Annotated in this window: 25 protein-coding genes; 20 read left to right on the top strand and 5 right to left on the bottom strand. The window is 37.3% G+C overall.

Annotation, left to right across the window (positions count from 1 at the left end):
* Positions 1 to 3: 3 nt before the first annotated feature.
* Both NP781_RS20915 and NP781_RS20910 read left to right on the top strand, forming a co-directional pair.
* On the top strand, positions 4 to 897 hold the full coding sequence (locus tag NP781_RS20915) for a DMT family transporter (protein WP_257520740.1): 894 nt from the start codon (positions 4 to 6) through the stop codon (positions 895 to 897).
* Between the two features lie 54 nt (positions 898 to 951).
* Entirely contained in the window at positions 952 to 1,317 is a 366-nt protein-coding gene (locus NP781_RS20910; RefSeq protein ID WP_257520739.1) for a YybH family protein, read from the top strand.
* On the opposite strand, the gene NP781_RS20905 is transcribed toward NP781_RS20910, so the two are convergent.
* Complete coding sequence (locus tag NP781_RS20905; RefSeq protein WP_221681627.1) at positions 1,314 to 2,108, bottom strand: sulfite exporter TauE/SafE family protein; 795 nt, start codon at positions 2,106 to 2,108, stop codon at positions 1,314 to 1,316. The genes NP781_RS20910 and NP781_RS20905 overlap by 4 nt on opposite strands.
* Positions 2,109 to 2,220: 112 nt before the next feature.
* Between NP781_RS20905 and NP781_RS20900 the strand changes: the two genes are divergently transcribed.
* The 13 genes from NP781_RS20900 (at position 2,221) to NP781_RS20840 (ending at position 13,315) form a co-directional block, all read left to right on the top strand.
* Complete coding sequence (locus tag NP781_RS20900) at positions 2,221 to 2,790, top strand: nucleotidyltransferase family protein (RefSeq protein ID WP_257520738.1); 570 nt, start codon at positions 2,221 to 2,223, stop codon at positions 2,788 to 2,790.
* A 20-nt stretch (positions 2,791 to 2,810) separates the two neighbouring features.
* Positions 2,811 to 3,275, top strand: coding sequence for a DinB family protein (locus tag NP781_RS20895; RefSeq protein ID WP_257520737.1), 465 nt, complete (start codon positions 2,811 to 2,813; stop codon positions 3,273 to 3,275).
* A gap of 10 nt (positions 3,276 to 3,285) precedes the next feature.
* The gene (locus NP781_RS20890) at positions 3,286 to 4,116 is read left to right on the top strand and encodes a helix-turn-helix domain-containing protein (RefSeq protein WP_257520736.1); all 831 of its coding nucleotides are present in this window, start codon (positions 3,286 to 3,288) and stop codon (positions 4,114 to 4,116) included.
* Between the two features lie 205 nt (positions 4,117 to 4,321).
* Positions 4,322 to 5,305: an ABC transporter substrate-binding protein gene (locus NP781_RS20885; RefSeq protein WP_257520735.1), complete on the top strand. Its 984-nt coding sequence runs from the start codon at positions 4,322 to 4,324 to the stop codon at positions 5,303 to 5,305.
* A 155-nt stretch (positions 5,306 to 5,460) separates the two neighbouring features.
* Positions 5,461 to 6,468, top strand: coding sequence for a FecCD family ABC transporter permease (locus NP781_RS20880; protein ID WP_257520734.1), 1,008 nt, complete (start codon positions 5,461 to 5,463; stop codon positions 6,466 to 6,468).
* A 28-nt stretch (positions 6,469 to 6,496) separates the two neighbouring features.
* A complete protein-coding gene (locus NP781_RS20875; RefSeq protein WP_257522563.1) occupies positions 6,497 to 7,492 on the top strand; it encodes a FecCD family ABC transporter permease in 996 nt (331 codons plus the stop codon).
* Positions 7,493 to 7,521: 29 nt separating this feature from the next.
* The gene (locus NP781_RS20870) at positions 7,522 to 8,301 is read left to right on the top strand and encodes an ABC transporter ATP-binding protein (protein ID WP_257522562.1); all 780 of its coding nucleotides are present in this window, start codon (positions 7,522 to 7,524) and stop codon (positions 8,299 to 8,301) included.
* Positions 8,301 to 9,071 (top strand): alpha/beta hydrolase, encoded by a 771-nt coding sequence (locus tag NP781_RS20865; RefSeq protein WP_257520733.1) that lies wholly within the window; start codon positions 8,301 to 8,303, stop codon positions 9,069 to 9,071. Before NP781_RS20870 ends, NP781_RS20865 begins: the two co-directional genes overlap by 1 nt.
* 118 nt (positions 9,072 to 9,189) lie before the next feature.
* Positions 9,190 to 10,761, top strand: coding sequence for a BCCT family transporter (locus NP781_RS20860; protein ID WP_221681607.1), 1,572 nt, complete (start codon positions 9,190 to 9,192; stop codon positions 10,759 to 10,761).
* Between the two features lie 80 nt (positions 10,762 to 10,841).
* A complete protein-coding gene (locus NP781_RS20855; protein ID WP_373880527.1) occupies positions 10,842 to 11,318 on the top strand; it encodes a GNAT family N-acetyltransferase in 477 nt (158 codons plus the stop codon).
* An 11-nt stretch (positions 11,319 to 11,329) separates the two neighbouring features.
* Positions 11,330 to 11,977 carry a hypothetical protein gene (locus NP781_RS20850; protein ID WP_257520732.1) on the top strand — a complete coding sequence of 216 codons (648 nt, stop codon included), beginning with the start codon at positions 11,330 to 11,332 and terminating at the stop codon, positions 11,975 to 11,977.
* 72 nt (positions 11,978 to 12,049) lie between these two features.
* Entirely contained in the window at positions 12,050 to 12,529 is a 480-nt protein-coding gene (locus NP781_RS20845) for a DUF4871 domain-containing protein (protein ID WP_257520731.1), read from the top strand.
* A gap of 273 nt (positions 12,530 to 12,802) precedes the next feature.
* The gene (locus NP781_RS20840) at positions 12,803 to 13,315 is read left to right on the top strand and encodes a YfiT family bacillithiol transferase (protein ID WP_257520730.1); all 513 of its coding nucleotides are present in this window, start codon (positions 12,803 to 12,805) and stop codon (positions 13,313 to 13,315) included.
* Between the two features lie 79 nt (positions 13,316 to 13,394).
* On the opposite strand, the gene NP781_RS20835 is transcribed toward NP781_RS20840, so the two are convergent.
* Positions 13,395 to 14,012, bottom strand: coding sequence for an exosporium glycoprotein BclB-related protein (locus tag NP781_RS20835; RefSeq protein ID WP_257520729.1), 618 nt, complete (start codon positions 14,010 to 14,012; stop codon positions 13,395 to 13,397).
* Between the two features lie 163 nt (positions 14,013 to 14,175).
* Positions 14,176 to 15,363, bottom strand: coding sequence for a hypothetical protein (locus tag NP781_RS20830; RefSeq protein ID WP_257520728.1), 1,188 nt, complete (start codon positions 15,361 to 15,363; stop codon positions 14,176 to 14,178).
* A gap of 235 nt (positions 15,364 to 15,598) precedes the next feature.
* On the opposite strand from NP781_RS20830, the gene NP781_RS20825 reads away from it, so the two are divergent.
* The 4 genes from NP781_RS20825 (at position 15,599) to NP781_RS20810 (ending at position 17,926) form a co-directional block, all read left to right on the top strand.
* The gene (locus NP781_RS20825) at positions 15,599 to 16,249 is read left to right on the top strand and encodes a BMQ_0737 family morphogenetic spore coat protein (RefSeq protein WP_004231775.1); all 651 of its coding nucleotides are present in this window, start codon (positions 15,599 to 15,601) and stop codon (positions 16,247 to 16,249) included.
* An 84-nt stretch (positions 16,250 to 16,333) separates the two neighbouring features.
* Positions 16,334 to 16,906 carry a hypothetical protein gene (locus tag NP781_RS20820; protein ID WP_257520727.1) on the top strand — a complete coding sequence of 191 codons (573 nt, stop codon included), beginning with the start codon at positions 16,334 to 16,336 and terminating at the stop codon, positions 16,904 to 16,906.
* The gene (locus NP781_RS20815; protein ID WP_257520726.1) at positions 16,899 to 17,180 is read left to right on the top strand and encodes a hypothetical protein; all 282 of its coding nucleotides are present in this window, start codon (positions 16,899 to 16,901) and stop codon (positions 17,178 to 17,180) included. Before NP781_RS20820 ends, NP781_RS20815 begins: the two co-directional genes overlap by 8 nt.
* 11 nt (positions 17,181 to 17,191) lie before the next feature.
* Positions 17,192 to 17,926 (top strand): hypothetical protein, encoded by a 735-nt coding sequence (locus NP781_RS20810; RefSeq protein ID WP_257520725.1) that lies wholly within the window; start codon positions 17,192 to 17,194, stop codon positions 17,924 to 17,926.
* 167 nt (positions 17,927 to 18,093) lie between these two features.
* On the opposite strand, the gene rpmG is transcribed toward NP781_RS20810, so the two are convergent.
* On the bottom strand, positions 18,094 to 18,243 hold the full coding sequence (gene rpmG / locus NP781_RS20805; protein WP_004231780.1) for a 50S ribosomal protein L33: 150 nt from the start codon (positions 18,241 to 18,243) through the stop codon (positions 18,094 to 18,096).
* Positions 18,244 to 18,412: 169 nt separating this feature from the next.
* Here rpmG and NP781_RS20800 point away from each other — a divergent pair, with 169 nt between their 5' ends.
* The gene (locus NP781_RS20800; protein ID WP_257520724.1) at positions 18,413 to 19,606 is read left to right on the top strand and encodes a GTP-binding protein; all 1,194 of its coding nucleotides are present in this window, start codon (positions 18,413 to 18,415) and stop codon (positions 19,604 to 19,606) included.
* Positions 19,607 to 19,626: 20 nt separating this feature from the next.
* On the opposite strand, the gene NP781_RS20795 is transcribed toward NP781_RS20800, so the two are convergent.
* Positions 19,627 to 20,169: an isoprenylcysteine carboxyl methyltransferase family protein gene (locus NP781_RS20795; RefSeq protein ID WP_036079526.1), complete on the bottom strand. Its 543-nt coding sequence runs from the start codon at positions 20,167 to 20,169 to the stop codon at positions 19,627 to 19,629.

Raw genomic sequence — 20,169 nt, 5'->3', positions numbered from 1 at the left:
AGAATGAGTAGATGGATCTGGAGTAGCGGGAAAGTTATTGTGGCAATGGGTATCGTTGGTAGTTCAGTTGTTGCGGGCAAGTTGGTTGTTCAAAGCTTTCCAATTTTCTTAGCGAATGAACTAAGATTTCTTGTGGCTGCAATTATTTTAATTCCTTTGTGGATAAAGATAGAGGGATTTTCAACATTAAACAGAAAAGAATTAGTAGCGGTTTTTTTACAAGCGTTATTAGGGGTGTTTTTATTTAATATATTAATGCTCCATGGTCTTTCAAAAACGACTGCTATGGAAGCTGGTATTATTACTGGTACTCTGCCAGTCTGCACTGCAATCCTATCCTATTTTATTTTGAAGGAGAAATTAACGAGGAATATGGGGATTAGCATACTTCTTGCCGTAGTGGGAGCTATCTTTATGAACATTGCTAACTATTCTGCTACTAACCATTATTCAACTTCATTATTAGGGAATCTATTTATTTTAGGGGCAGTATTTTGCGAATCTTTATTTATCATCATAGGTAAGTTAATTTCTTATCGTATGAGTGCTCTTACAGTCTCATCTATGGTTAGCTTATTTGGAGTCATATTATTTTTCCCATTTGCTGTAGCTGAAAGCAGATATTTTGAATTTAAAGAAATTTCAGCTGCAGAGTGGGGATTAGTATTATATTTCGGCATTGTTGTAACCGTCATAGCGTTTCTTTTGATGCAACAGGGTCTTGCAGTAATTTCAGCATCGTGGACAGGTGTACTTACTAGCTTATTGCCAATTAGTAGTATGATTTTATCTTCTATTCTATTGGATGAAAAAATAACTAATCTTCAGGTCTGTGGTTTTTTCTTAATTATAGCTGCCATCTATTTACTGTCAAAGCAGAAAGGGATAAGGAACTAGTGATTTATAAGAAGTTAATTATAGGATAATATTGTTAAAAAGGGAGGGGTGAAGATGACACAACAACAAGCATTGGAACAATATATCCAAGCAACAAATACCCATGATTTTAATCAAGTAAAGGCTATTTTGCATCCACAAGCAATTTATTGGTTCTCTGATAAAACTTGCACAACAACAGAGGAGATTGAGGCTTATTTCAAGCATGCATGGAATGTCATTAAAGAAGAGGTTTATTCAGCTACTGATGTAAAATGGTTAACCGTTGATGAAAAGACGGCTACCTGTCTCTATACATATCACTATGAAGGCTATCATAACGAAAAGTTTGTATCAGGTAGCGGTAGAGCGACTAATATTTTTACATTAGTTAACGATCAATGGAAGATAATTCATGAGCATTTGAGTAGTGGTCATTAAATTATTTTCAATGTAACTTGAACAAGCAACAATATAATAATCACTGTTAGTAGTGTTTTGGCTATTTTTAATGGAATGTAGGGGAGCACTAGGAGACCTAATTGGGAGCCTATAATGGAGCCTAGTGCCATAGCAATTGCATAGTGCCATTGAATAAAGCCAGTGTGATAAAACACAATAAATGCACCTGTACAGCTCCCGAAGAGGAGTACTCGAGTGAGCTGTACAGCCTTTATATAAGTATGATGTGAACGTAGATAGTGTAAGATGCTAAATGTCGAAGAGCCAGGGCCGAAACCACCATCATACATGGCGATGATAAATGGTTGCCAAAAATGAGGTGCTTGATGTTCTAGCGAATCAGGAACTTCCGTCCACGCCTTATTTTTTAAAGTTACGACTAAAGCCAAAAGGAGTAGTACACAGGCCATATAGTTCATAGTTTGCTCAGACAGCGAAACAGCTAAAAGTGAGCCGCAAATCCCCCCAACAATAGCAAGGGCTATATATTTAATGATAGATGTGAGATGTAGCTCCTTCTGATAGAGTAGATAAAAAATACTGGATAAAGACGAAATGCCTGTCGAAAATTTGTTTGTGGCAATACTTGTTTGAATCGGGATACCGACAAGCATCATGGCAGGAAGTGTAATGAGTCCACCACCTCCCGCAAGTGTACCGATAAAAGCAGCTACCATTCCGATACATACGAGTGTTAAAGAAATGTTTGCATAGAAAAGTCCAATTAAGCTAAGTAGTACAAATAACAACAGCAGGATCATTTTATTCATAATCTTCTCCCTTTCTTTTATTAGCTTTAGGGTAAATGGTGTTGATGTATAAATCTAATATATAATTTTTGATGATTTATAGATTTAATTTATATTAATGGGGGCTGGCTGAATGAGATTGCTTCAAACGGAGGAAGAGCTGAAGAACTTAATCGCATCTGATGACTGGATGATGAGCATTTTATCCACAGTAGAAACTTTGCAATTACCAGATTGGTGGGTATGCGCAGGAATTATTCGCTCAAAGGTATGGGATTACCTTCACGATAAGGAGGAAAGAACACCAATTGCTGATATTGATGTGATATATTTTGATAAAGAAAATTTAGCAGAAGAAGTAGAGAAGCAGTATGAGCAAGAACTGAGAAAGGTATCTCCAAACGAGCCTTGGTCCGTGAAAAATCAAGCCCGAATGCATGTCCTAAATGGTAGTAAACCATATCAGTCTGCTGTTGATGGAATCTCTCATTTCCCAGAAATCCCAACGGCAATTGGAGTAAAATTATCAGATGGGTTTCTAGACATTGCAGCACCGTACGGTATTCTTCTTTTAGGAGCAGGCATTGTAGAGCCAACACCGTTTTACCTAGAAAATAAGGATGCCTATGCGATTTATCGTCAAAGAATTCAGCAAAAGCAATGGCATTTGAGTTGGCCAGAATTGAAAATTCATCTTCAATAAAAAAGAAAGAGGGGGACCAATTGCAACAAGATAAAACCTATGTCATTAAACACTATAAAAAATCTTTAGATTGGATAGATAATTTGCGAGGGTTATCTGAGGCGCAATGGCGTATGCCTATTGAACCTGGGAAATGGTCGGTTGCAGAGGTAATTGGGCATCTTCCTCCATGGGACAAGTTTGTGCTAAATCACCGAATCCCTTTTCTGTTTACAGATGAGCGTCTGCCGAAAGGACCAGATGTAGCACATTTGAATACGATGGCAGCTAAGAAAAGCCGTGAACAAACAATGGAGGAAACATTGAATGATTTTATGTCCACAAGGCGTCAATTATTGCAGGATATTCAGCAATGGACAGACGAGCAATGGCAACAGTCATTTAAAATTGGGCAGTCAGAAATGACTATAATCGACTATTTTGTAGGATTAATCAATCATGATTTACATCATTTTCCACAGATTCAGAATGTTATACATGTATAGGAGTTAGCATATGGATATCAAATATTTAATTGATTACTTTGCACATGCTTCTGTAAAATTTACAGATGTTTTTACTAAAAAAATGGACCCAGGTGAAGTAGATGCTGGTAGAACAACAGCTCCAGATAAGTGTGGTTTAGTAGTACCACTTGCAGGGAGTGCGATCTTTAGCTTTAATGGAACCCCCTATATGATGGAGCCTGGAATGATTGTCCATGCAGGCCCCCAGATGCCGATAGAAGTGAGAGCGACTGGTCATAAAGGTTGGGAGTATGCAGTTGTTCATTATCGCCTACCAACAGAAGAAATAAATCTATATCCACTAGCAGAGCAACATTTTCTAATTAATACAGGTTTTAACACACAAATTATTAGCCATGTTAAGCAATTAGTGGAGAGCTATTCCTTTCCTGGTAATATGGCTGTATTCAAGTCTAAGACATTATTTATGAATTTGTTGGAAGATATCCTTGTGGCGGCAAAAATGCAGGTTTTAGATAGTGCCAGCGAATTAATAGAGCAGGCATTACAGTATATACATGAAAATTATGCAGAGCAAATCTCAGTATCAAATATCTCGATGGAATTGAGCATTGAGCGTCGTCGTTTTGCTTATTTATTTGAGCAGCATACAGGTATGAACCCAAGCACTTATATTACGGAATATCGTATACGGCGTGCAAAAGACTTGCTAGAATATGAGGTCATTCCAGTAGCTGAAGTAGCAGAATGTGTCGGATATGTCGATTGCTTTTACTTTAGTAGAGTGTTTAAAAAGTGCACAAATTTATCTCCTTCCGCCTATAGAAAGATGAAAATGGAGGAATCCAATTATATGTAAAAAAACTGCTTCTTCCAAAAAAAGAAGCAGTTTTTTAATAGCAAAATCGGCAAAAATCCATGTCATTCTCGAAATCGTCCATTCACAATCTTTTTTCACTTTGTTAGGATAGTATCCGTAAATGATAATGAGTATCAATTATGTATTGACTTATATATGAAAATGATTATCATTATCAATATGAGCTCGTTAGGGGAGAATATCTATGAATAAATATTTTAAAATGTGTGCACCTGCACTATTAGCATTATCACTGGCTGCATGTGGAACAGATAAAGCAGAGGAATCAACATCAACAGCTAATACAGCAGAGACAAGTGCAACAGAATCACAGACAGAGCAAGCTAAATCAACACAGACCGTAACGTACTTAGGTGAGCAATATGAGCTACCAGCCGAAGTAAAAAACATTGTCGCTGCCAGTCTTGAATCGATGGAAGATGCGGCGATGCTTGGTATTAAGCCAGTAGGTGTCCTAGAAGTAGGTGGAAAAGTTCCTGCCTATCTAGCAACAGATTTTGAAGGAGCTACACTTGTAGGGAATAAAATGGAGCCAAATGCAGAAGCCATTCTTAATCTGGATCCTGATGTAATTGTGGGTACTTCGAAATTCCCTGAAGAAACGGCTGAAAAGCTCAACAAAATTCAAACATTGATTCCATACTCACATATTTCAACAAATTGGAAAGAAAATTTAACTTTGCTTGCACAATTAGCTGGGAAGGAAGAGGACGCAAAGAAAATCATCTCTGACTATGAAGCAAAAGTTGCTGATGCCCAAGTAAAATCCAAGGAGCAATTAGCAGATAAGCAAGTATTAATTATCCGTATACGTGGTGGAGTGATGTACATCTATCCAGCAGGCGTTTATTTAAACCCTGTTCTATATGAAGATTTAGGAGCACCTGTACCAGAAGTTGTTACAACAGCTAAGGCGCAAGCGGAACTATCACTTGAAACATTAGCACAAGTAAATCCAGATGTGATTTTCCTACAATTCGAGGATTCAGAGAATAAGGATACGCCAAAAGCTTTAGAGGAGCTACAAAAGAATCCAATTTTCACTAGCTTAAAGGCAGCACAAAATAATCAAGTTTTCGTCAACACAATTGAGCCATTAGCACAAGGTGGTACTGCTTGGTCTAAGGTGAAATTCTTAGATGCTGCAGCTGAAAAATTATTTAAATAGTATAAACAGGCTGGTAGTAGATTTGGTGATATCACCGGGCTATTACCAGCCTTTTGTAAGATGTGGCATTTTTCATTGCAGGCAGTTGTTAAGGGTATACACTTAAGTAATCGATATTGTGTACCGCAAAATGGATAAAGAAAAAGGTGTGAAAGTTGAAAAAAACAAACATAGTGTCGTTTTCAATATTAGCGATATCTCCTTTCCTTATTGCCCTTGTGGCACTTATTTCTGTTATGTATGGGACAAAAGATATTAGTGCCATTACAGTATGGCAGTCGATGACAGCATTTGATCCATCGGATGTTGATCATCAAATTATACGAACAGGCCGTATTCCAAGAGTTGCTGCGGTGTTACTAGTTGGAGCATTTTTAGCAGTTGCCGGTGCAGTCATGCAGGGGATTACACGAAACTATTTAGCCTCGCCTTCATTAATGGGTGTCAATGATGGCTCTGCATTTGTCATTACATTAGCCATTGTTTTTTTTCCAGGGCTACCAAACTATCAAATGATTTTTTTATCGATGCTTGGTTCTGCATTGGGTGCAGGTATTGTCTTTGGTTTTGGCTCGTTAATCCGCAATGGCTTATCTCCAGTAAGGCTAGCCATAATTGGAACTGTCATTGGCACATTTTTAAGTAGTATTGCTACTGCTATTGCGATGTATTTCCAAGTATCACAAACAGTAAGTGCTTGGTATAACACAAAGGTACATATGGTAGATATGGATATGCTGATCCTTTCTATTCCATTTGGTTTAACTGGGTTGATCTTGGCTTTATTCTCTGCAAAAGCAATTACCATTACTTCATTAGGTGAAGATATTGCCATGGGGCTAGGACAGAAAACAAAAGCAGTACGTATTATAAGCATGCTAGCTGTCGTATGTTTGACAGGGACAGCCGTTGCCCTTGTAGGGAAAATCGCCTTTGTAGGGTTAGTCATACCACATATTACACGCTTCCTTGTTGGTGTTGATTATCGCTATATTATTCCTTGTGCAGCCGTCATTGGAGCCTTTTTCTTAGCGCTTTGTGATGTCCTGAGCCGCGTTGTCAATTATCCATTTGAAACGCCAATTGGTGTCTTAACCGCATTGGTCGGTGTACCATTCTTCTTATATTTAGTTCGTAAGCACGGAGGTGAAAAACGTGCGTAAAAAAACCTCAAGTGTATTCTTTTTAACCATGCTGATGCTTGTTTTAATGTTTTTAGTTGCGAGCTATTTACATATTACAAATGGTGTTTTTGATATGTCTGTAATGGATGTCATCAAAACATTGTTGCGGATCGAGTCAAATTCAAAGTTTGATCTTGTTATATTTGAATTCCGTTTACCTCGGATTGTCATTGCTGGACTTGTCGGTATTGGCTTAGGTATGGCTGGAGTTGTATTACAGGGGATTACACGCAATGGACTAGCAGATCCAGGAATATTAGGGATTAATGCTGGAGCTGGTGCAGCAGTCGTTCTATTCATGTACTTCTTTCAATTAAAGCTAGTGAGTGCAGATATGAACAGCTGGATGTCAATTTTAATGATGCCACTATTCGGTTTTATCGGTGGAACAATTGCAGCTATCTTGATTTTTTCATTTGCTTTAAAAAATGGTCATCTGGATATGCAGCGATTAATCTTAACTGGTATAGCTATCAATAGTGGATTTGGAGCTTTGTCCTTGTACCTATCCTTAAAAATGAGTGCACAAGATTTTGAATCAGCGGCTATTTGGATGGAGGGTTCTATTTATAATGCGAATTGGATCTTTGCGCTTACGATGCTACCTTGGCTTTTGATTTTAGGAATATATGTGCATAGAAAATCTTATTTACTCGATTATTTTCAGCTTGAAGAGGATAGCATCACAAGTTTAGGAATAGCTGTTGAAAAGGAGAAAATGAAGCTGTTATTAGCCAGTGTAGGTCTTGTCAGTGCTTGTGTGTCTGTATCAGGGAGTATTGGATTCATAGGTTTAATGGCCCCACACATTGCCAAGCAGCTTGTTGCTATTCAACACCGTTATGTTATGCCAGTGAGTGCTTTAATTGGAGCAGGTCTGTTAATCCTAGCTGATTTTATTGGTAAAACCGTTTTTGCACCATCGGAACTGGCTGTTGGTATTGTCGTTTCAATTATTGGGATTCCATATTTCTTGTATTTACTGGTGAAATCTAAGGCATAGGAGGAAATGGCGTGCAAACTGCATTTAGAATGGAAAACCTGGCTTCAGGTTATGAGCAGGTACGTGTCTTTGAAGGGTTAAATTTAACGATAGAAGAGGGCAAAGTGACTACAATCATCGGTCCGAATGGTTGTGGTAAATCTACACTCCTAAAAACGATAGGACGTATTTTAAAAAAACAACAAGGTACGGTATATTTGCAGGAGCAAAATATGCAAAATTTATCGACCAAAGATATTGCCAAGAAACTAGCAATATTATCTCAAACACCGATAGCTCCTGGTCAATTGAAAGTGGAGGAGTTAATTGCGTATGGTCGCTACCCACATCGCAACAATGTTAATCGTTTAACGAATAAGGATGAGGAAATGATTGAATGGGCTTTAACGGTTACTAATACGATGGAATATCGAAATAGGGAGCTTGCCCAGCTTTCAGGAGGTCAGCGTCAGCGTGTTTGGCTGGCTATGGCCTTAGCACAAGAAACAAATATCTTGCTATTGGATGAACCTACTACTTATTTAGACATGGCTCATCAGCTAGAGGTATTGGACATTGTTAAAAGTTTAAATGAGCAGCACAGCTGTACAATAGTGATGGTTCTACATGATATTAACCATGCTGCCAGATATTCAGATCATCTTATTGCAATGCGTAACGGTATTATCATGCAAACTGGCACGCCACAGGAAATTTTAAGTGCTGAGGTGATGCGTAAAGTATTTAATATTGATGCACGCATTATGGAAGATCCTGTAACAAATACACCTGTATGTTATGGCTACGAAATTTTGAAGGAGGATATCTAATGAATATAAATAAAGTAGACTACGTTACACAACAAATGACTTCAAAATTGACAAATTATTCGTACACGATTAACATCTATGTGCCAGAGGAGGAAGCACCACAAGATGGCTTCCCAGTTTTGTATGTACTCGATGGCTCATCCTATTTTAACCTTGTAAAGGAAGCGGTGCGTCTACAAAGTCGTAATGCACCAAAAACAGGTATCCTTCCTGCTATTGTTATTGGAATTGGTCATGGCGACGATATGCGTGAAAGAAGATTTTATGATTTTACAGCACCTGCGGAGTCGTATATTTATCCAGCAAGATTTAAAGGAAAAAGTCATGAAAAGCTTGGAGGAGCAGTGGATTTTAGTCGCTTTATAGAAGAAGAGCTAAAGCCAACGATTGAGGCACAGTATCCAGTAAATCGAGCACAGCAAGCTTTATTTGGTCATTCCCTAGGAGGTTACTTTACACTGTGGCAACTATTTCACCACCAATCAAGCTTCCAGCGCTATCTAGCTATTAGCCCATCCATTTGGTGGAATGAGCATGAATTAGTGCACTGTGCTTCAGTATTTCTGAACGAGCATCAAGATATGAACGAAACTTTGTTTTTGAGCGCAGGTGAACTTGAAACCTTTATGGTGGATGATGCGCGCCAAATGGCGACCGTATTAGAAAAAATAATGAATGTTGAATTTTATGAGGCTTTAAACGAAAATCATGCTTCGATCGTACCAACTGTTATGAGTAGAGCCATACGTTTTACGCATAAATCACATTAATAGTAGACCGCATTGTCTTTTGACAGTGCGGTTTCTTTTTATTTATTAATAAAATTACCGAATGGTACGCATAATAAAGGAAATTTGGTCATCTGTCTGGGATAAATGGAGGCGCTGTATGCAAAATAAAATTTTAAAAAACCCAGTATTTCTTATTTCTAGTGGAGTAATTTTTCTTTTGGTCATTATTGGAGCAACGATACCAGAAAAATTTAAGAACGTAGCAAACAGCGTATTTCATATGACTACGGATTATTTCGGCTGGTTTTATTTATTGACAGTCTTTATTATCGTTATTTTTTTATTCGGCTTGGCAATAAGTAAATATGGCACCATTCGCTTAGGGGCAGAAGATAGTCGACCTGAATTTAGCTTTCTAACATGGATTTCCATGCTTTTTTCCGCAGGACTTGGCGTAGGCTTGGTCTTTTGGGGAGTAGCTGAGCCAATGAGTCATTACTTTTCACCACCTTTTAGCTCTACGGAACCTTTAACAACAGATGCTGCAAGACTTGCCATGGGATATTCCTTCTTTCATTGGGGTATAAGCCAATGGTCAGTGTATGCTATTATGGGACTGGTCATGGCCTATGTACAATTTAATAAAAAACGAAATTTATTAATCTCTACAGCTTTAGAGCCAGTCACTGGTTCAAATCGTATAGTCAAAAGTACGATTGATATTCTGGCAGTTATTGCTACAGTTATGGGTGTAGCCACGTCTATTGGCCTCGGAGTTCTACAAACAAATGGGGGATTGAAATTTGTCTTTGGCTTGCCAAATACATTTTTTATACAAATATCTATTATTGCCATTATGTTTGTAGGCTATATGTTTTCTTCTACGACAGGTCTTCAAAAAGGGATTCGTATTTTAAGTAATGTTAATATGGGCCTTGCGATTGTTCTGTTGCTTTTTGTATTTATAACAGGCCCTACAGTTTTCATTCTAGAAACTTTTACATTAGCAATAGGGGATTATATTTCAAATTTTATTCAGTATAGCCTTCGAATGCAGCCATATGTGGGGGGAACTTGGGTAAAAGATTGGACTATTTTTTATTGGGCTTGGGCTATTGCTTGGTCTCCGTTTGTGGGATCATTTATAGCTCGTGTATCTAAAGGTAGAACGATTCGAGAATTTATTATAGGGGTTTTAATTATCCCACCCCTTATTGCCTGTTTTTGGATTGCAGTCTTTGGTGGTACTGCCATGTGGTTTGATTTACATGAAAATGCACATATAGCTGAAGCGGTTAGTAATGATGTTACAATTGCACTTTTTCAAATGCTTGAACATTTGCCATTATCACTGTTAGCCCCAGTTATAGGCATAATGTTAATCTTTACTTTCTTAATCACTTCTGCTGATTCAGCTACATTTATTATGGCTAGTATGACGTCCAGAGGTTCTTTAAATCCCACAATTTTATCAAAGTTAGTATGGGGTGTCTTAATGGCAGCTATTTCAGGCGTTTTATTGTATACAGGGGGTCTTGAAGCATTACAAACGGCCTCGTTAATCGCAGCATTACCTTTTACAGTGGTTTTACTTTTATTAATGATTGCGTATATTAAGATGATGAAGGAAGAGATTATTCCTCTTCAGAAAAAGGATATTCAACGTTTGAAAATAGCGAGAAAGCATATTGAAAAGGAAGCAAAAATAAAAGACAAACATACTAAGTAGTAGGCCGTATTAGAAATAATACGGTTTCTTTTTGTTTTAATATACATTATTATGAATAAAAAAACTATTAGGGGTGCTTTATGATGGAAATTGTGTTAGCAGAGTGCAAGGATGCCCCAGTAATACATCAGTTGATGCTACAGGCGTTTCAAGAATATGAAAAAGCTACTCCACCATCCAGTGCACTAAGTGAAACGGTGTATTCTATTGAGCAGGCAATGGAGCAAAGTGAACAAGCGTTTATTGGCTATATCAATAAACAGCCAGTTGCCATGGTAAGGTTTAAACTCAGTACAAAGGGGATTTATTTTTTTAGACTTTCAGTTCTCCCAGAAAGACAAGGACAAGGTTTAGCTAAGGCACTAATTTCTTGGCTTGAACAATATGCACTATCGAAGGGGATAACAATTAGTCAGTGCAAAGTACGTATGAGTGTTCCGCGTAATATTGAGTTATATCGTTCATTAGGTTATGTTGTAACGAAAGAGGAAATGGTGAAGAATTGTAATGGTAACTCTCTAGTAATAGCAACAATGGAAAAGAAACTTTCCAATTAGGAGGAATTTAATTGAGAAAAAAGCTTGGCTGCTTGCATGCTCATTATTCCAATATAGAATACATAGAGCACGCTTTTCAAAGCGCTGAAGACATAGAGATACTCCATTTTGTAGACCCTGGCGTGATACAGCACGTGTCTAAAGGTAGTGATGGTTTAGCGCGTAAAGTTAAGGAGCAAATTGAATGGATCATTAGCTGTGATGTGGATGCCATTTTAATAACGTGTACAAATTATATTGCTTTATTAGAAGGAGAAACTTTTTCTAATCCCCTGATCCCTATTATAAAGATTGATGAGCCCTATTTTGAAAGTATATGTAGTAAGCAACAGCCTCAAATAATTCTTTTCTCAAATCCAGCGACTGTTGAAGGAACGATGGCAAGACTTCACCAATATGCTAAGCAACGAGGAATATCAGTAGATGTAGAGGCAAAAATTATTGACCATACATTTGAGCTTATTATACAGGGGAAAAAGGAAGCCTATGATGAGACTATTTTAAGAACTTTACATACTTTATCAGCTGAGCAAAAATTTCTATCTGTAGCCCAGCTATCGATGGTGGATGCAGCACAACGATTTGAAGATCACACGGCGATTACAATTCTCCATCCATTAAAGTCATTAGTTGATATTGTAAAGAGTACGATAAAATGATGGTTTCGCAATTTACAGAATTATCTGTAAAAATATGGTTATAACAAACGTTTCATAAGAAAGGGGGATGTTATGAAACGAGTTGTATTTTTATGTATATTGCTATTATTTTTAGTGGGTTGTACAGATAAAGCAAATGTTACAATGCCAGAGGATCTACCTGATTTTGTACAAGAAAATGATTTTGCATTAGTTGATTGGGAGCATAAGGCAGAGAAATTTGGTGAAAGAGGCATTATTGGTAATGCTGATAAATCGGGTGTCATTGGCGCAGATATGCCAAGTTTAAGCATACAAAAATGGATGTGGCATCTATGGGGAATAGATGAAGTACGAGATACAGAATTAACGGTTATTGGATACCATAGAGACTCTAAAGTCATACAACCGATTTTAGTGGATGGTTGGAGCATAGGACTTGGAGGACCTGTTAATGGAGCAGATGCACATACACCTTCTCATGTGAAAATTCCTCATTCTGGTGAATGGGCTATTCTACTGTATACAAATGAAAAATACTTTGATACGTTGATATACGATATCCAGGAATAATAGTAAACCCTTATTTTGTAAGTATTTAAACTTATAAAATAAGGGTTTTTGATTGTTTGAATATGTATTGGGAAAGGAGGTGTATGTTGTGCGTATGTAAGCTTACATTGTGTATTGCTTTCATATTCTCTGAAATGCACAAGATGCTAAAGTCGCCATTCAGAAAGTATATATAAATACGAAAAGCTATTGAACATAGATAATTACAGTGCATGGTTGTAGCAAGAAAAATATTAAATTGGTAATATAAAAAGTAAAATGGAGGTCAGCAATATGAAAGATTTGCGTTATCCTATTGGACAATTCCAATTTCCCAAAGAAATGAATTCACAGCAAGTACTAGAGTGGATTAATGAAATCCGTTTGTTACCAAAACAACTTGCAGAGGCGTTAAGTGGTGCAAGCGAGCAAGACTTAGCAAAATCTTACCGTGAAAATGGCTGGACCGTGACACAGCTAGTCCATCATATTGCTGATAGTCATATGAATAGCTATATCCGTTTTAAGCTAGCGTTAACAGAGGATGTACCAACCATTAAGCCCTACAATGAGGCAGAATGGGCACAGCTACCAGATTCTGAAATGCCAGTAGCAATTTCTTTTAATTTGATTGAAAGCTTACATGAACGTTGGGTTTATTTACTGTCAAGTTTATCGGATGAACAATTACAAAGAGCCTTTAATCATCCTGATTCAGGCCTGACGACTCTTGAGCATGCAATTGGCCTTTATGCATGGCATGGCAAGCATCATTTGGCACATATTCAGAATGCTTTGGTTAAATAAATATTGATGTTTTATGAAAAAACAAGTGATTTCTGCTAATGAGGAAATCACTTGTTTTCATTTTTTATTTAAGTTTATTTTATACGATAGTAATACCAGCACTTGCGTTACCAGCAAGTGTAGCAGCAACTCCTGTAGTAGTCATAGAGAATACCATTAGTAAACGATCACCAGTACTTACAGGTACTGAAACGTTTGCATTACCACTTGCAATCGTACCTACTGCTAATGCTATTAGTGGTAAAGGTGGTAATAAATCAACAAATGCTGCAGTAGGGCTGAATACATTGCTTCCTTGAACTGCGCGGTAAATCTGTGCTCTGACAGTCGCTGTTCCAGTTAGAGTTAAAGCAGCAGTTGCTGAGATTGTAGCAGAAATAGATGTAATAGTACCTGGACGTGGAACCGTAAAAGCTTCTGTAGCAGCAGAAGTTGTTAAATCAATATTAACGCCAGCAAGAGTAATCCCTGGAACCGCTGTACCAAAACCTACAAGACTTACAGTTGCAATTAAACCAGTAGCAGCAGCTACTAAGGCAACAGGAGTAATTCCTGATGAGAATGGGATAATGGAACCAGTAGCGGCTGGTGGAGTAATACATGCAGCGTCAATTGCAACAAAAGGTCCCAGTGCAGTACACTCCCCGTTACCATGACCGTTACCTGAACAGCCACACATTGAGTTATTCAAACACATTTTTACACCCCCTTTCTTCATTATTCTATTCATTTCAGATCAGGGGTTAAGGGCAATTATCTATTTCACCTATAAATTCAATGATTTCTTAATGACAGCTTTTATTTGACACATAAAGACATCCACTATGTATGTTTTGACATAGTGGATGTTTAAGATAATGTTAACTCCATCTTTTAAAGAAATCGAAAAATGAGTTTTTTCCCTTTTTATGTTCTTCCTCAATCGGCTTGTTTACAGGTTCAAGTTGCATGATCTCTTCATCAAAGGACGGATGAACCTCATAGGTTGCATCAGCATGATACACTTCAACATATTCTTCTGTTTCCAATGAAGGAGAGTGATCTATATCTGCAGGTTCTGCTACTGTTTCTGCAATGATTTGGTTGAGAGGCTCACTAGCTATTGCTTCAATGTCTTGATTAACAGGCTCGCTAGGTTGCTCCAAGTTAACTCGTTCTATCGAGTCATTCGTTACAATGGGATTTTCAAGATTGTTATGTTCATTCTCAATTTTCCCAACCTCCATAGGATTATTTAATGTTTCAGTTTTAGTGCTATCGGATTCATTAACTATAGAAGATTGTAAAGTATCATTCTCAATGTTTTCTTCGCTTGAAGCAGGCTGTACCGCAGATGGATCATAAACACTTACTGGAACTTCCTTTGCATCCATGGCATTTTTAAAATGGAAGGTGGATTCAACTGTCGTGTTTCTGTATAAACCATTGTATATTTGGCTAGGGTGCGTATTGATCGATTGGAAATATTGCTGATTAAAATGCCGTTCTTCAGGTTTAGTTTCCGGTAGAACATTCTGAGGAGAGGGACCCCCGATATTTACATTTGGTTGGTGGTTTTTGGCTTTACCTGCCACACTTTGTAGTAGTCTATAAGAAGGTTGTGCTGATGTAATTGTAGTTTGATCTGCTGTCTGTGTCATTCTAGGTTGTCTAGGTAAAAGATTAGAATAAGCTTGAGCAGGCATGTCAATGGAGGAAGGTACGGTTTTTGTATCATTTCCTTTAACTGGCAATAATCTATTTAAAATTGTTAAAATCTCCTGGTTCATTCCTTCAATGGTTTGATTCAAAGACTCAAGCTGTGTTGAAAGAACCTTAATTTGATCGTCGTATCCTTTTATATATGAATTTTGTTTAGTATCCAATGTCTCGGTAATCCCTTCTAGATGGGCCATCTGTGTTTTTAGTCCATCAAACTCTTGCTTCATATAAAGGAAATCTTCAATTGACTCCCCCATTTTTAACGAGGTTAACGATTCTCTATAAGATTCAATTTTTTGTTTTAAATTTTCAATGTCTTGAGTGGTATACAATTTTGACTCTTCCATTGTAGTTCACCCCTTTCAGTCCATTATTAGTTTATTAAAAATATTGACTTTCTGTTACAAATATAACGGTTCTTTCAACATTTTGATTCGTATCGTTAATGAGGGAAGTGTATGAAAACGAATCTTGATTGATTTTAATAAATATCCAATGTAACTATTTGTTAGCCCATGCACTTATAGCTGAAAAACATATGCTACAAACGAAAGATAAAAATTTTATGGAGGTGTCAAAAGGATGCAAGAGCATATGCCATCCCAGGCGCAGGAACTAATCTGTATAAATGTTGATAAGGTATACGACTGGATTGTAAAAGAAATGTCGTTTGATATTTCACCTACTGGACCAATTACATTCCCAGGTGTTACAGCAACTACTGACTTAACAGGTGCTATTGTTACTTGTCGAGTAATTCCAGCAACTACAAATCCAATTGTGATTCTGAACCGTGAGAATCGCCAATTCTCTATTGATGGATCAACTGTTTGTCTGCAACATCTAAATGTTCAAAAGAACTTCATTCTAACAATTGTCGTTACTTTACCTAATGGTACTGTTTTTACAAGCAATAATATTCCAGTTTCTCGCTGTGAGCAAGTGACATTATGTGCACCTAAGGGAACAGACGTTGAAATTTTATACACAGATTTAGATTGCTTCGTTTGTACAACTGGAACACTTAGTGTTGGAACAGGTGCTGCAGCAGGTACAATTACATTCTCTGCGTTGACAATTACTGTTGCTGTTTGTCAAAGTATTCAATCTACATTCCCAGTTACTGTGGAATTTTTAGCAACTTTCTGCGAACCAAGAGCAGACTTACCATTCTCATGTCCAACTGCGGTTCGTCCACAACAATGCCCAGTTATTTTCCCAACTGTTGGTTAATTGTGATAACAAAAAGAAGAAAGTCATACTATGAAGAGAGGGTAATCCTCTCTTTTTTTAATGGAAATAACAAGGAGGTTTAAAGTGGCAGATCGTATTGAAGACAAGATACAGGCACTAAAAGAACAAACAAATGCCTATGTTCATGATATTAAAAGGTTGGTTGAGGAATTAACAATTCCCAATAGGATTAACCTCATTAGTTATTTTACAACTGCATTTAATATTTCTTATGATCCTGAGCAAGAGAGTTTATGTTTAGGCTCCTATCATATTCGTAATATTGGTAGTGCAGCCGTCACGAACCCATCTCTGTGTATAACAATACCCAAGGAGTCACCTTTTTACTTTTCAGGGAGATATGTTCATGAAAATTTCACTCCGAATTTTAAAACACAGGGGCAGAGTCAGTGGGAGCGTTTTAATGACAAATCAAGCAAAGAGGAGTATTGGCTGAGACCAGTTGGTAAATCAACAATCGAACCGAATGAAACCATTTCATTTACCAATTTTCAAATAAAATGGTCCCATAATTTATCATATTCAGGCACGATTATGGCTTTTACATATTGCGATCAGCTCACAGAAGGTGTTGTTGTTTTAAATCCAATTAATCTAAATGGAATGGGCCAATCACAGGAGGAAGACAATGGGTGACAACGAAAAACAAGAGTTTGGTAGTGTAATTCAACAATTAGTGAAGGAACAGCTAAGTCGTCGTAATGAACAAGACAATAGCTTTGCCTTTCTTGAAAAAAGTACATTACAGCTATTAATTGCCTATCTTGTTTCAGGCGAAAATAGTCATGTTGACCAATTAGAGAATTCAAAGTCAGAAGAAAAATGGATAAAGCAGCTGGATGATTTACTAGAGGAAAGTAGAGAGCAGCTTGAAGAGGTGGTCGATTTACTAAAAAGATATTCAGGCTAGGGGGTGTGATGATGGACAATGATATTGTGAAAAACAATGATCCAATACAGCTCCAACAAATGATTATTTTTTTAAGGGCCGAGTTAGCCAAGTACAAAAATGAAGTAAAAAGACTTAGAGATAGTGATTATTATGCTTTGGTTCTTCGACTTGAACGAGAAAATGTTCAATTAATAAGGCATAAAAAAGATCTTTCGATGGAGCTCCTAAAGTTGAAAAGAGACTTTGATAAAGAATTGCAAGCTTACGATGAAGAAATTCAGAAGAGAGAAGCACAAAGAAAAAAGCAAATTGCATCCATTGAGGCATTATTAAAGGAATTGGCAGAATTGCGGGTTGAAAATAAGTCATTGATGGACAAAATTCAAGCATCAAAGGAGGCTTCGATCGATCCAAATGAAAGGTCTATTGTGGAAGGCATAGATAAAAAGTTAAGTGACTATACAACCTTAGCAAGTAAACAAATGGAGAATATTATAGAGACACTAGAAAAACACCATAGAGAGAAAGTAGAATCGGACAGCCTTCATCGACATTTACTAAGTGAGTTAGAGATGAAAAATCTAGATATTGAGAGATTATCCAATGAAATAGTTGCATTAAAAAAACAATCTAAGGATAGTAGCACACCAATGAAACAAGGAGTTAATATTGATGAACAAATAGATTTTAGATTACGCATGCTGGATGAATTAGATGAGAAATTGAATGAACTAGCGTTAGAAATCAATAGTGCGCAGCTTTAGCTATAAAATTTCATTATGACTGTTTCAAAAGTATGCCTTTGAAACAGTCATTTTTTGATTCGAATAAGAAGCTTTTAAGGAGGTTCAACCGCTCACAATGAAGAGGAAGGCGCTCCAAAGCAGGTGAGACTAGCTCCAGAGGTCCCTTTTTGACCCTCATTCCAATATTACTTTGTTTCTCTATGCAGGGTTACACGTTTCAGGCGAGGGGAGTACTTTTTAAGCTCCAATCTTTCGGGATTATTGCGTTTATTTTTAGTAGTAATATAGTTTTTATCACCTGTTTCAGTACAGGCTAGTGTTACTTGTACACGCATTGAAGGACCTCCTTTTAAATAGTAATTATTACGATTTAAACAATATATTTCTCGCAGGATATTGTCAAGTTTAATTTCACTAGTAATAAAAAGTTTTGCATTTTCTCAAATAATATGATTTAATTACAAATTGTAAATAGTAATGATTACGATTTAAGGAGTTGTAAGAATGACAAGGAAAATTCCTGTTACAGTATTGAGTGGATATTTAGGTTCTGGTAAGACAACAATGATGAATCATGTATTGCAAAACGAAAAGGATTTACGTGTCGCTGTTATTGTGAATGATATGAGTGAAATTAATATTGATGCGGAGCTTATCGCAAATGGTAGTGGTATATCACGTACAGAGGAAAAATTTGTAGAGCTATCGAATGGTTGTATTTGCTGTACATTACGAGAGGATTTATTGCAGGAGGTGGAACGTCTTTCGAAGCTAGGCAATATTGATTACATTTTGATTGAATCGACAGGGATTAGTGAGCCGATTCCCGTTGCACAAACGTTTAGTTATTTAGACGAGGAGCTTGGCATTGATTTAACGAAGTTTTGTCGATTAGATACAATGGTTACAGTCGTAGATGCCCATCGTTTTTGGCATGATTTTCAGTCTGGGGAAAGCTTATTGGAGCGGAAGGAAGCTGTTGGTGAATTAGATGAGCGTGATGTTGCAGACCTTCTTATTGATCAAATTGAATTTTGTGATGTCCTTATTTTAAATAAGTGCGATTTAGTATCTGCAGAGGAGCTTGAGCGGTTAGAACGTATTTTACGTGCATTACAGCCTGAGGCAAAACTTATACGTACAACAAATGGTGTTATCGATCCAGTTGAAATTTTAAATACGGGGCGCTTTGACTTTGAACGTGTCTCTGAATCGGCTGGTTGGTTAAAGGAGTTGGAGCTTGGTCATGAAAACCATACACCAGAGACTGAGGAGTACGGGATCTCTTCCTTTACCTATAAACGCAAAAGACCGTTTCATCCGATGCGCTTTGTTGAGTGGTGTGATCACATGCCAGATTCAATAGTACGAGCGAAGGGTATTATTTGGAGTGCAAGACATCAGGAAGTTGCACTATTATTATCACAAGCGGGGTCATCTGCAAAAATTGAACCAGTCTCTTATTGGGTAGCAGCTCTTTCTCAAGCCCAGCAGCAGGATGTATTCCAGCAAAGCCCTGAAGTATTGGAAGACTGGGATGAAGAGTTCGGAGATCGAATGACACAACTTGTTATTATTGGCATTGATCTAGATCGAGAAGACATCACTAAACAGTTGGACAACTGTTTGTTAACAAATGAAGAGTTTCAGAACCCTTGGGAGCGTCTGCAAGATCCATTTAACTGGGAATGGCAATAAAGAAGAAAAGAAGATTTCGGTTAAGACTCCGAAATCTTCTTTTGAAATACACGATTATAATTAGTAGCATCTCGTAATGCTTTTTCTTCTATAGGTATTCGAACAGAAAGCATTGTAATATTGAGTAATGTAAAACAAAATGCTGTAAAGTAAGCCTGAAACATGAGTGGTAGCAAAAGGATTTCTAAACAAACGACCGCATAATTGGGGTGGCGCATATATTCATATGGCCCTTTACGAACAACTTGTGCGTCAGGTAAAATGAGGATTTTTGTATTCCAAAAAGTGCCTAAAGAGCGAATACACCAGATCCGTAAAGCCTGCACTGCTAAAAATAATATAAAAAATAACGGAAATAAGGGCGAGATACCATTGTTGTTTGTGACGATTTCCACTATTAAAAACAGAAAAAAGCTAATATGCATGGCTACCATATAGGGGTAATGTGAAGCACCTACTTCATAGGCTCCTTGTGAAAGCATCCATTTCTCATTGCGCTTGGCAATGACAACCTCTGTCAATCTTTGTAGAACGACAAGGATAAAAATAAAATAGAAGATCAT

Source organism: Lysinibacillus sp. FN11 (genome assembly GCF_024628845.1).
Lineage (GTDB): Bacteria > Bacillota > Bacilli > Bacillales_A > Planococcaceae > Lysinibacillus > Lysinibacillus capsici.
Note: the sequence above shows the minus strand (reverse complement) of the source record. Positions and strands in the feature narration are given on the sequence as shown.

What these genes read in the sequence shown, in the direction of transcription:
- NP781_RS20865 (WP_257520733.1), top strand. Translation starts at nt 8,301, where the DNA reads ATGAATATAAATAAAGTAGACTACGTTACACAACAAATGACTTCAAAA.
- NP781_RS20910 (WP_257520739.1), top strand. Translation starts at nt 952, where the DNA reads ATGACACAACAACAAGCATTGGAACAATATATCCAAGCAACAAATACC.
- NP781_RS20840 (WP_257520730.1), top strand. Translation starts at nt 12,803, where the DNA reads ATGAAAGATTTGCGTTATCCTATTGGACAATTCCAATTTCCCAAAGAA.
- NP781_RS20900 (WP_257520738.1), top strand. Translation starts at nt 2,221, where the DNA reads ATGAGATTGCTTCAAACGGAGGAAGAGCTGAAGAACTTAATCGCATCT.
- NP781_RS20835 (WP_257520729.1), bottom strand. Translation starts at nt 14,012, where the DNA reads ATGTGTTTGAATAACTCAATGTGTGGCTGTTCAGGTAACGGTCATGGT.
- NP781_RS20815 (WP_257520726.1), top strand. Translation starts at nt 16,899, where the DNA reads ATGGGTGACAACGAAAAACAAGAGTTTGGTAGTGTAATTCAACAATTA.
- NP781_RS20885 (WP_257520735.1), top strand. Translation starts at nt 4,322, where the DNA reads ATGAATAAATATTTTAAAATGTGTGCACCTGCACTATTAGCATTATCA.
- NP781_RS20905 (WP_221681627.1), bottom strand. Translation starts at nt 2,108, where the DNA reads ATGAATAAAATGATCCTGCTGTTGTTATTTGTACTACTTAGCTTAATT.
- NP781_RS20830 (WP_257520728.1), bottom strand. Translation starts at nt 15,363, where the DNA reads ATGGAAGAGTCAAAATTGTATACCACTCAAGACATTGAAAATTTAAAA.
- NP781_RS20890 (WP_257520736.1), top strand. Translation starts at nt 3,286, where the DNA reads ATGGATATCAAATATTTAATTGATTACTTTGCACATGCTTCTGTAAAA.
- NP781_RS20860 (WP_221681607.1), top strand. Translation starts at nt 9,190, where the DNA reads ATGCAAAATAAAATTTTAAAAAACCCAGTATTTCTTATTTCTAGTGGA.
- rpmG (WP_004231780.1), bottom strand. Translation starts at nt 18,243, where the DNA reads ATGCGTGTACAAGTAACACTAGCCTGTACTGAAACAGGTGATAAAAAC.
- NP781_RS20825 (WP_004231775.1), top strand. Translation starts at nt 15,599, where the DNA reads ATGCAAGAGCATATGCCATCCCAGGCGCAGGAACTAATCTGTATAAAT.
- NP781_RS20915 (WP_257520740.1), top strand. Translation starts at nt 4, where the DNA reads ATGAGTAGATGGATCTGGAGTAGCGGGAAAGTTATTGTGGCAATGGGT.
- NP781_RS20800 (WP_257520724.1), top strand. Translation starts at nt 18,413, where the DNA reads ATGACAAGGAAAATTCCTGTTACAGTATTGAGTGGATATTTAGGTTCT.
- NP781_RS20870 (WP_257522562.1), top strand. Translation starts at nt 7,522, where the DNA reads ATGGAAAACCTGGCTTCAGGTTATGAGCAGGTACGTGTCTTTGAAGGG.
- NP781_RS20845 (WP_257520731.1), top strand. Translation starts at nt 12,050, where the DNA reads ATGAAACGAGTTGTATTTTTATGTATATTGCTATTATTTTTAGTGGGT.
- NP781_RS20810 (WP_257520725.1), top strand. Translation starts at nt 17,192, where the DNA reads ATGGACAATGATATTGTGAAAAACAATGATCCAATACAGCTCCAACAA.
- NP781_RS20855 (WP_373880527.1), top strand. Translation starts at nt 10,842, where the DNA reads ATGATGGAAATTGTGTTAGCAGAGTGCAAGGATGCCCCAGTAATACAT.
- NP781_RS20795 (WP_036079526.1), bottom strand. Translation starts at nt 20,169, where the DNA reads ATGATCTTCTATTTTATTTTTATCCTTGTCGTTCTACAAAGATTGACA.
- NP781_RS20875 (WP_257522563.1), top strand. Translation starts at nt 6,497, where the DNA reads ATGCTGATGCTTGTTTTAATGTTTTTAGTTGCGAGCTATTTACATATT.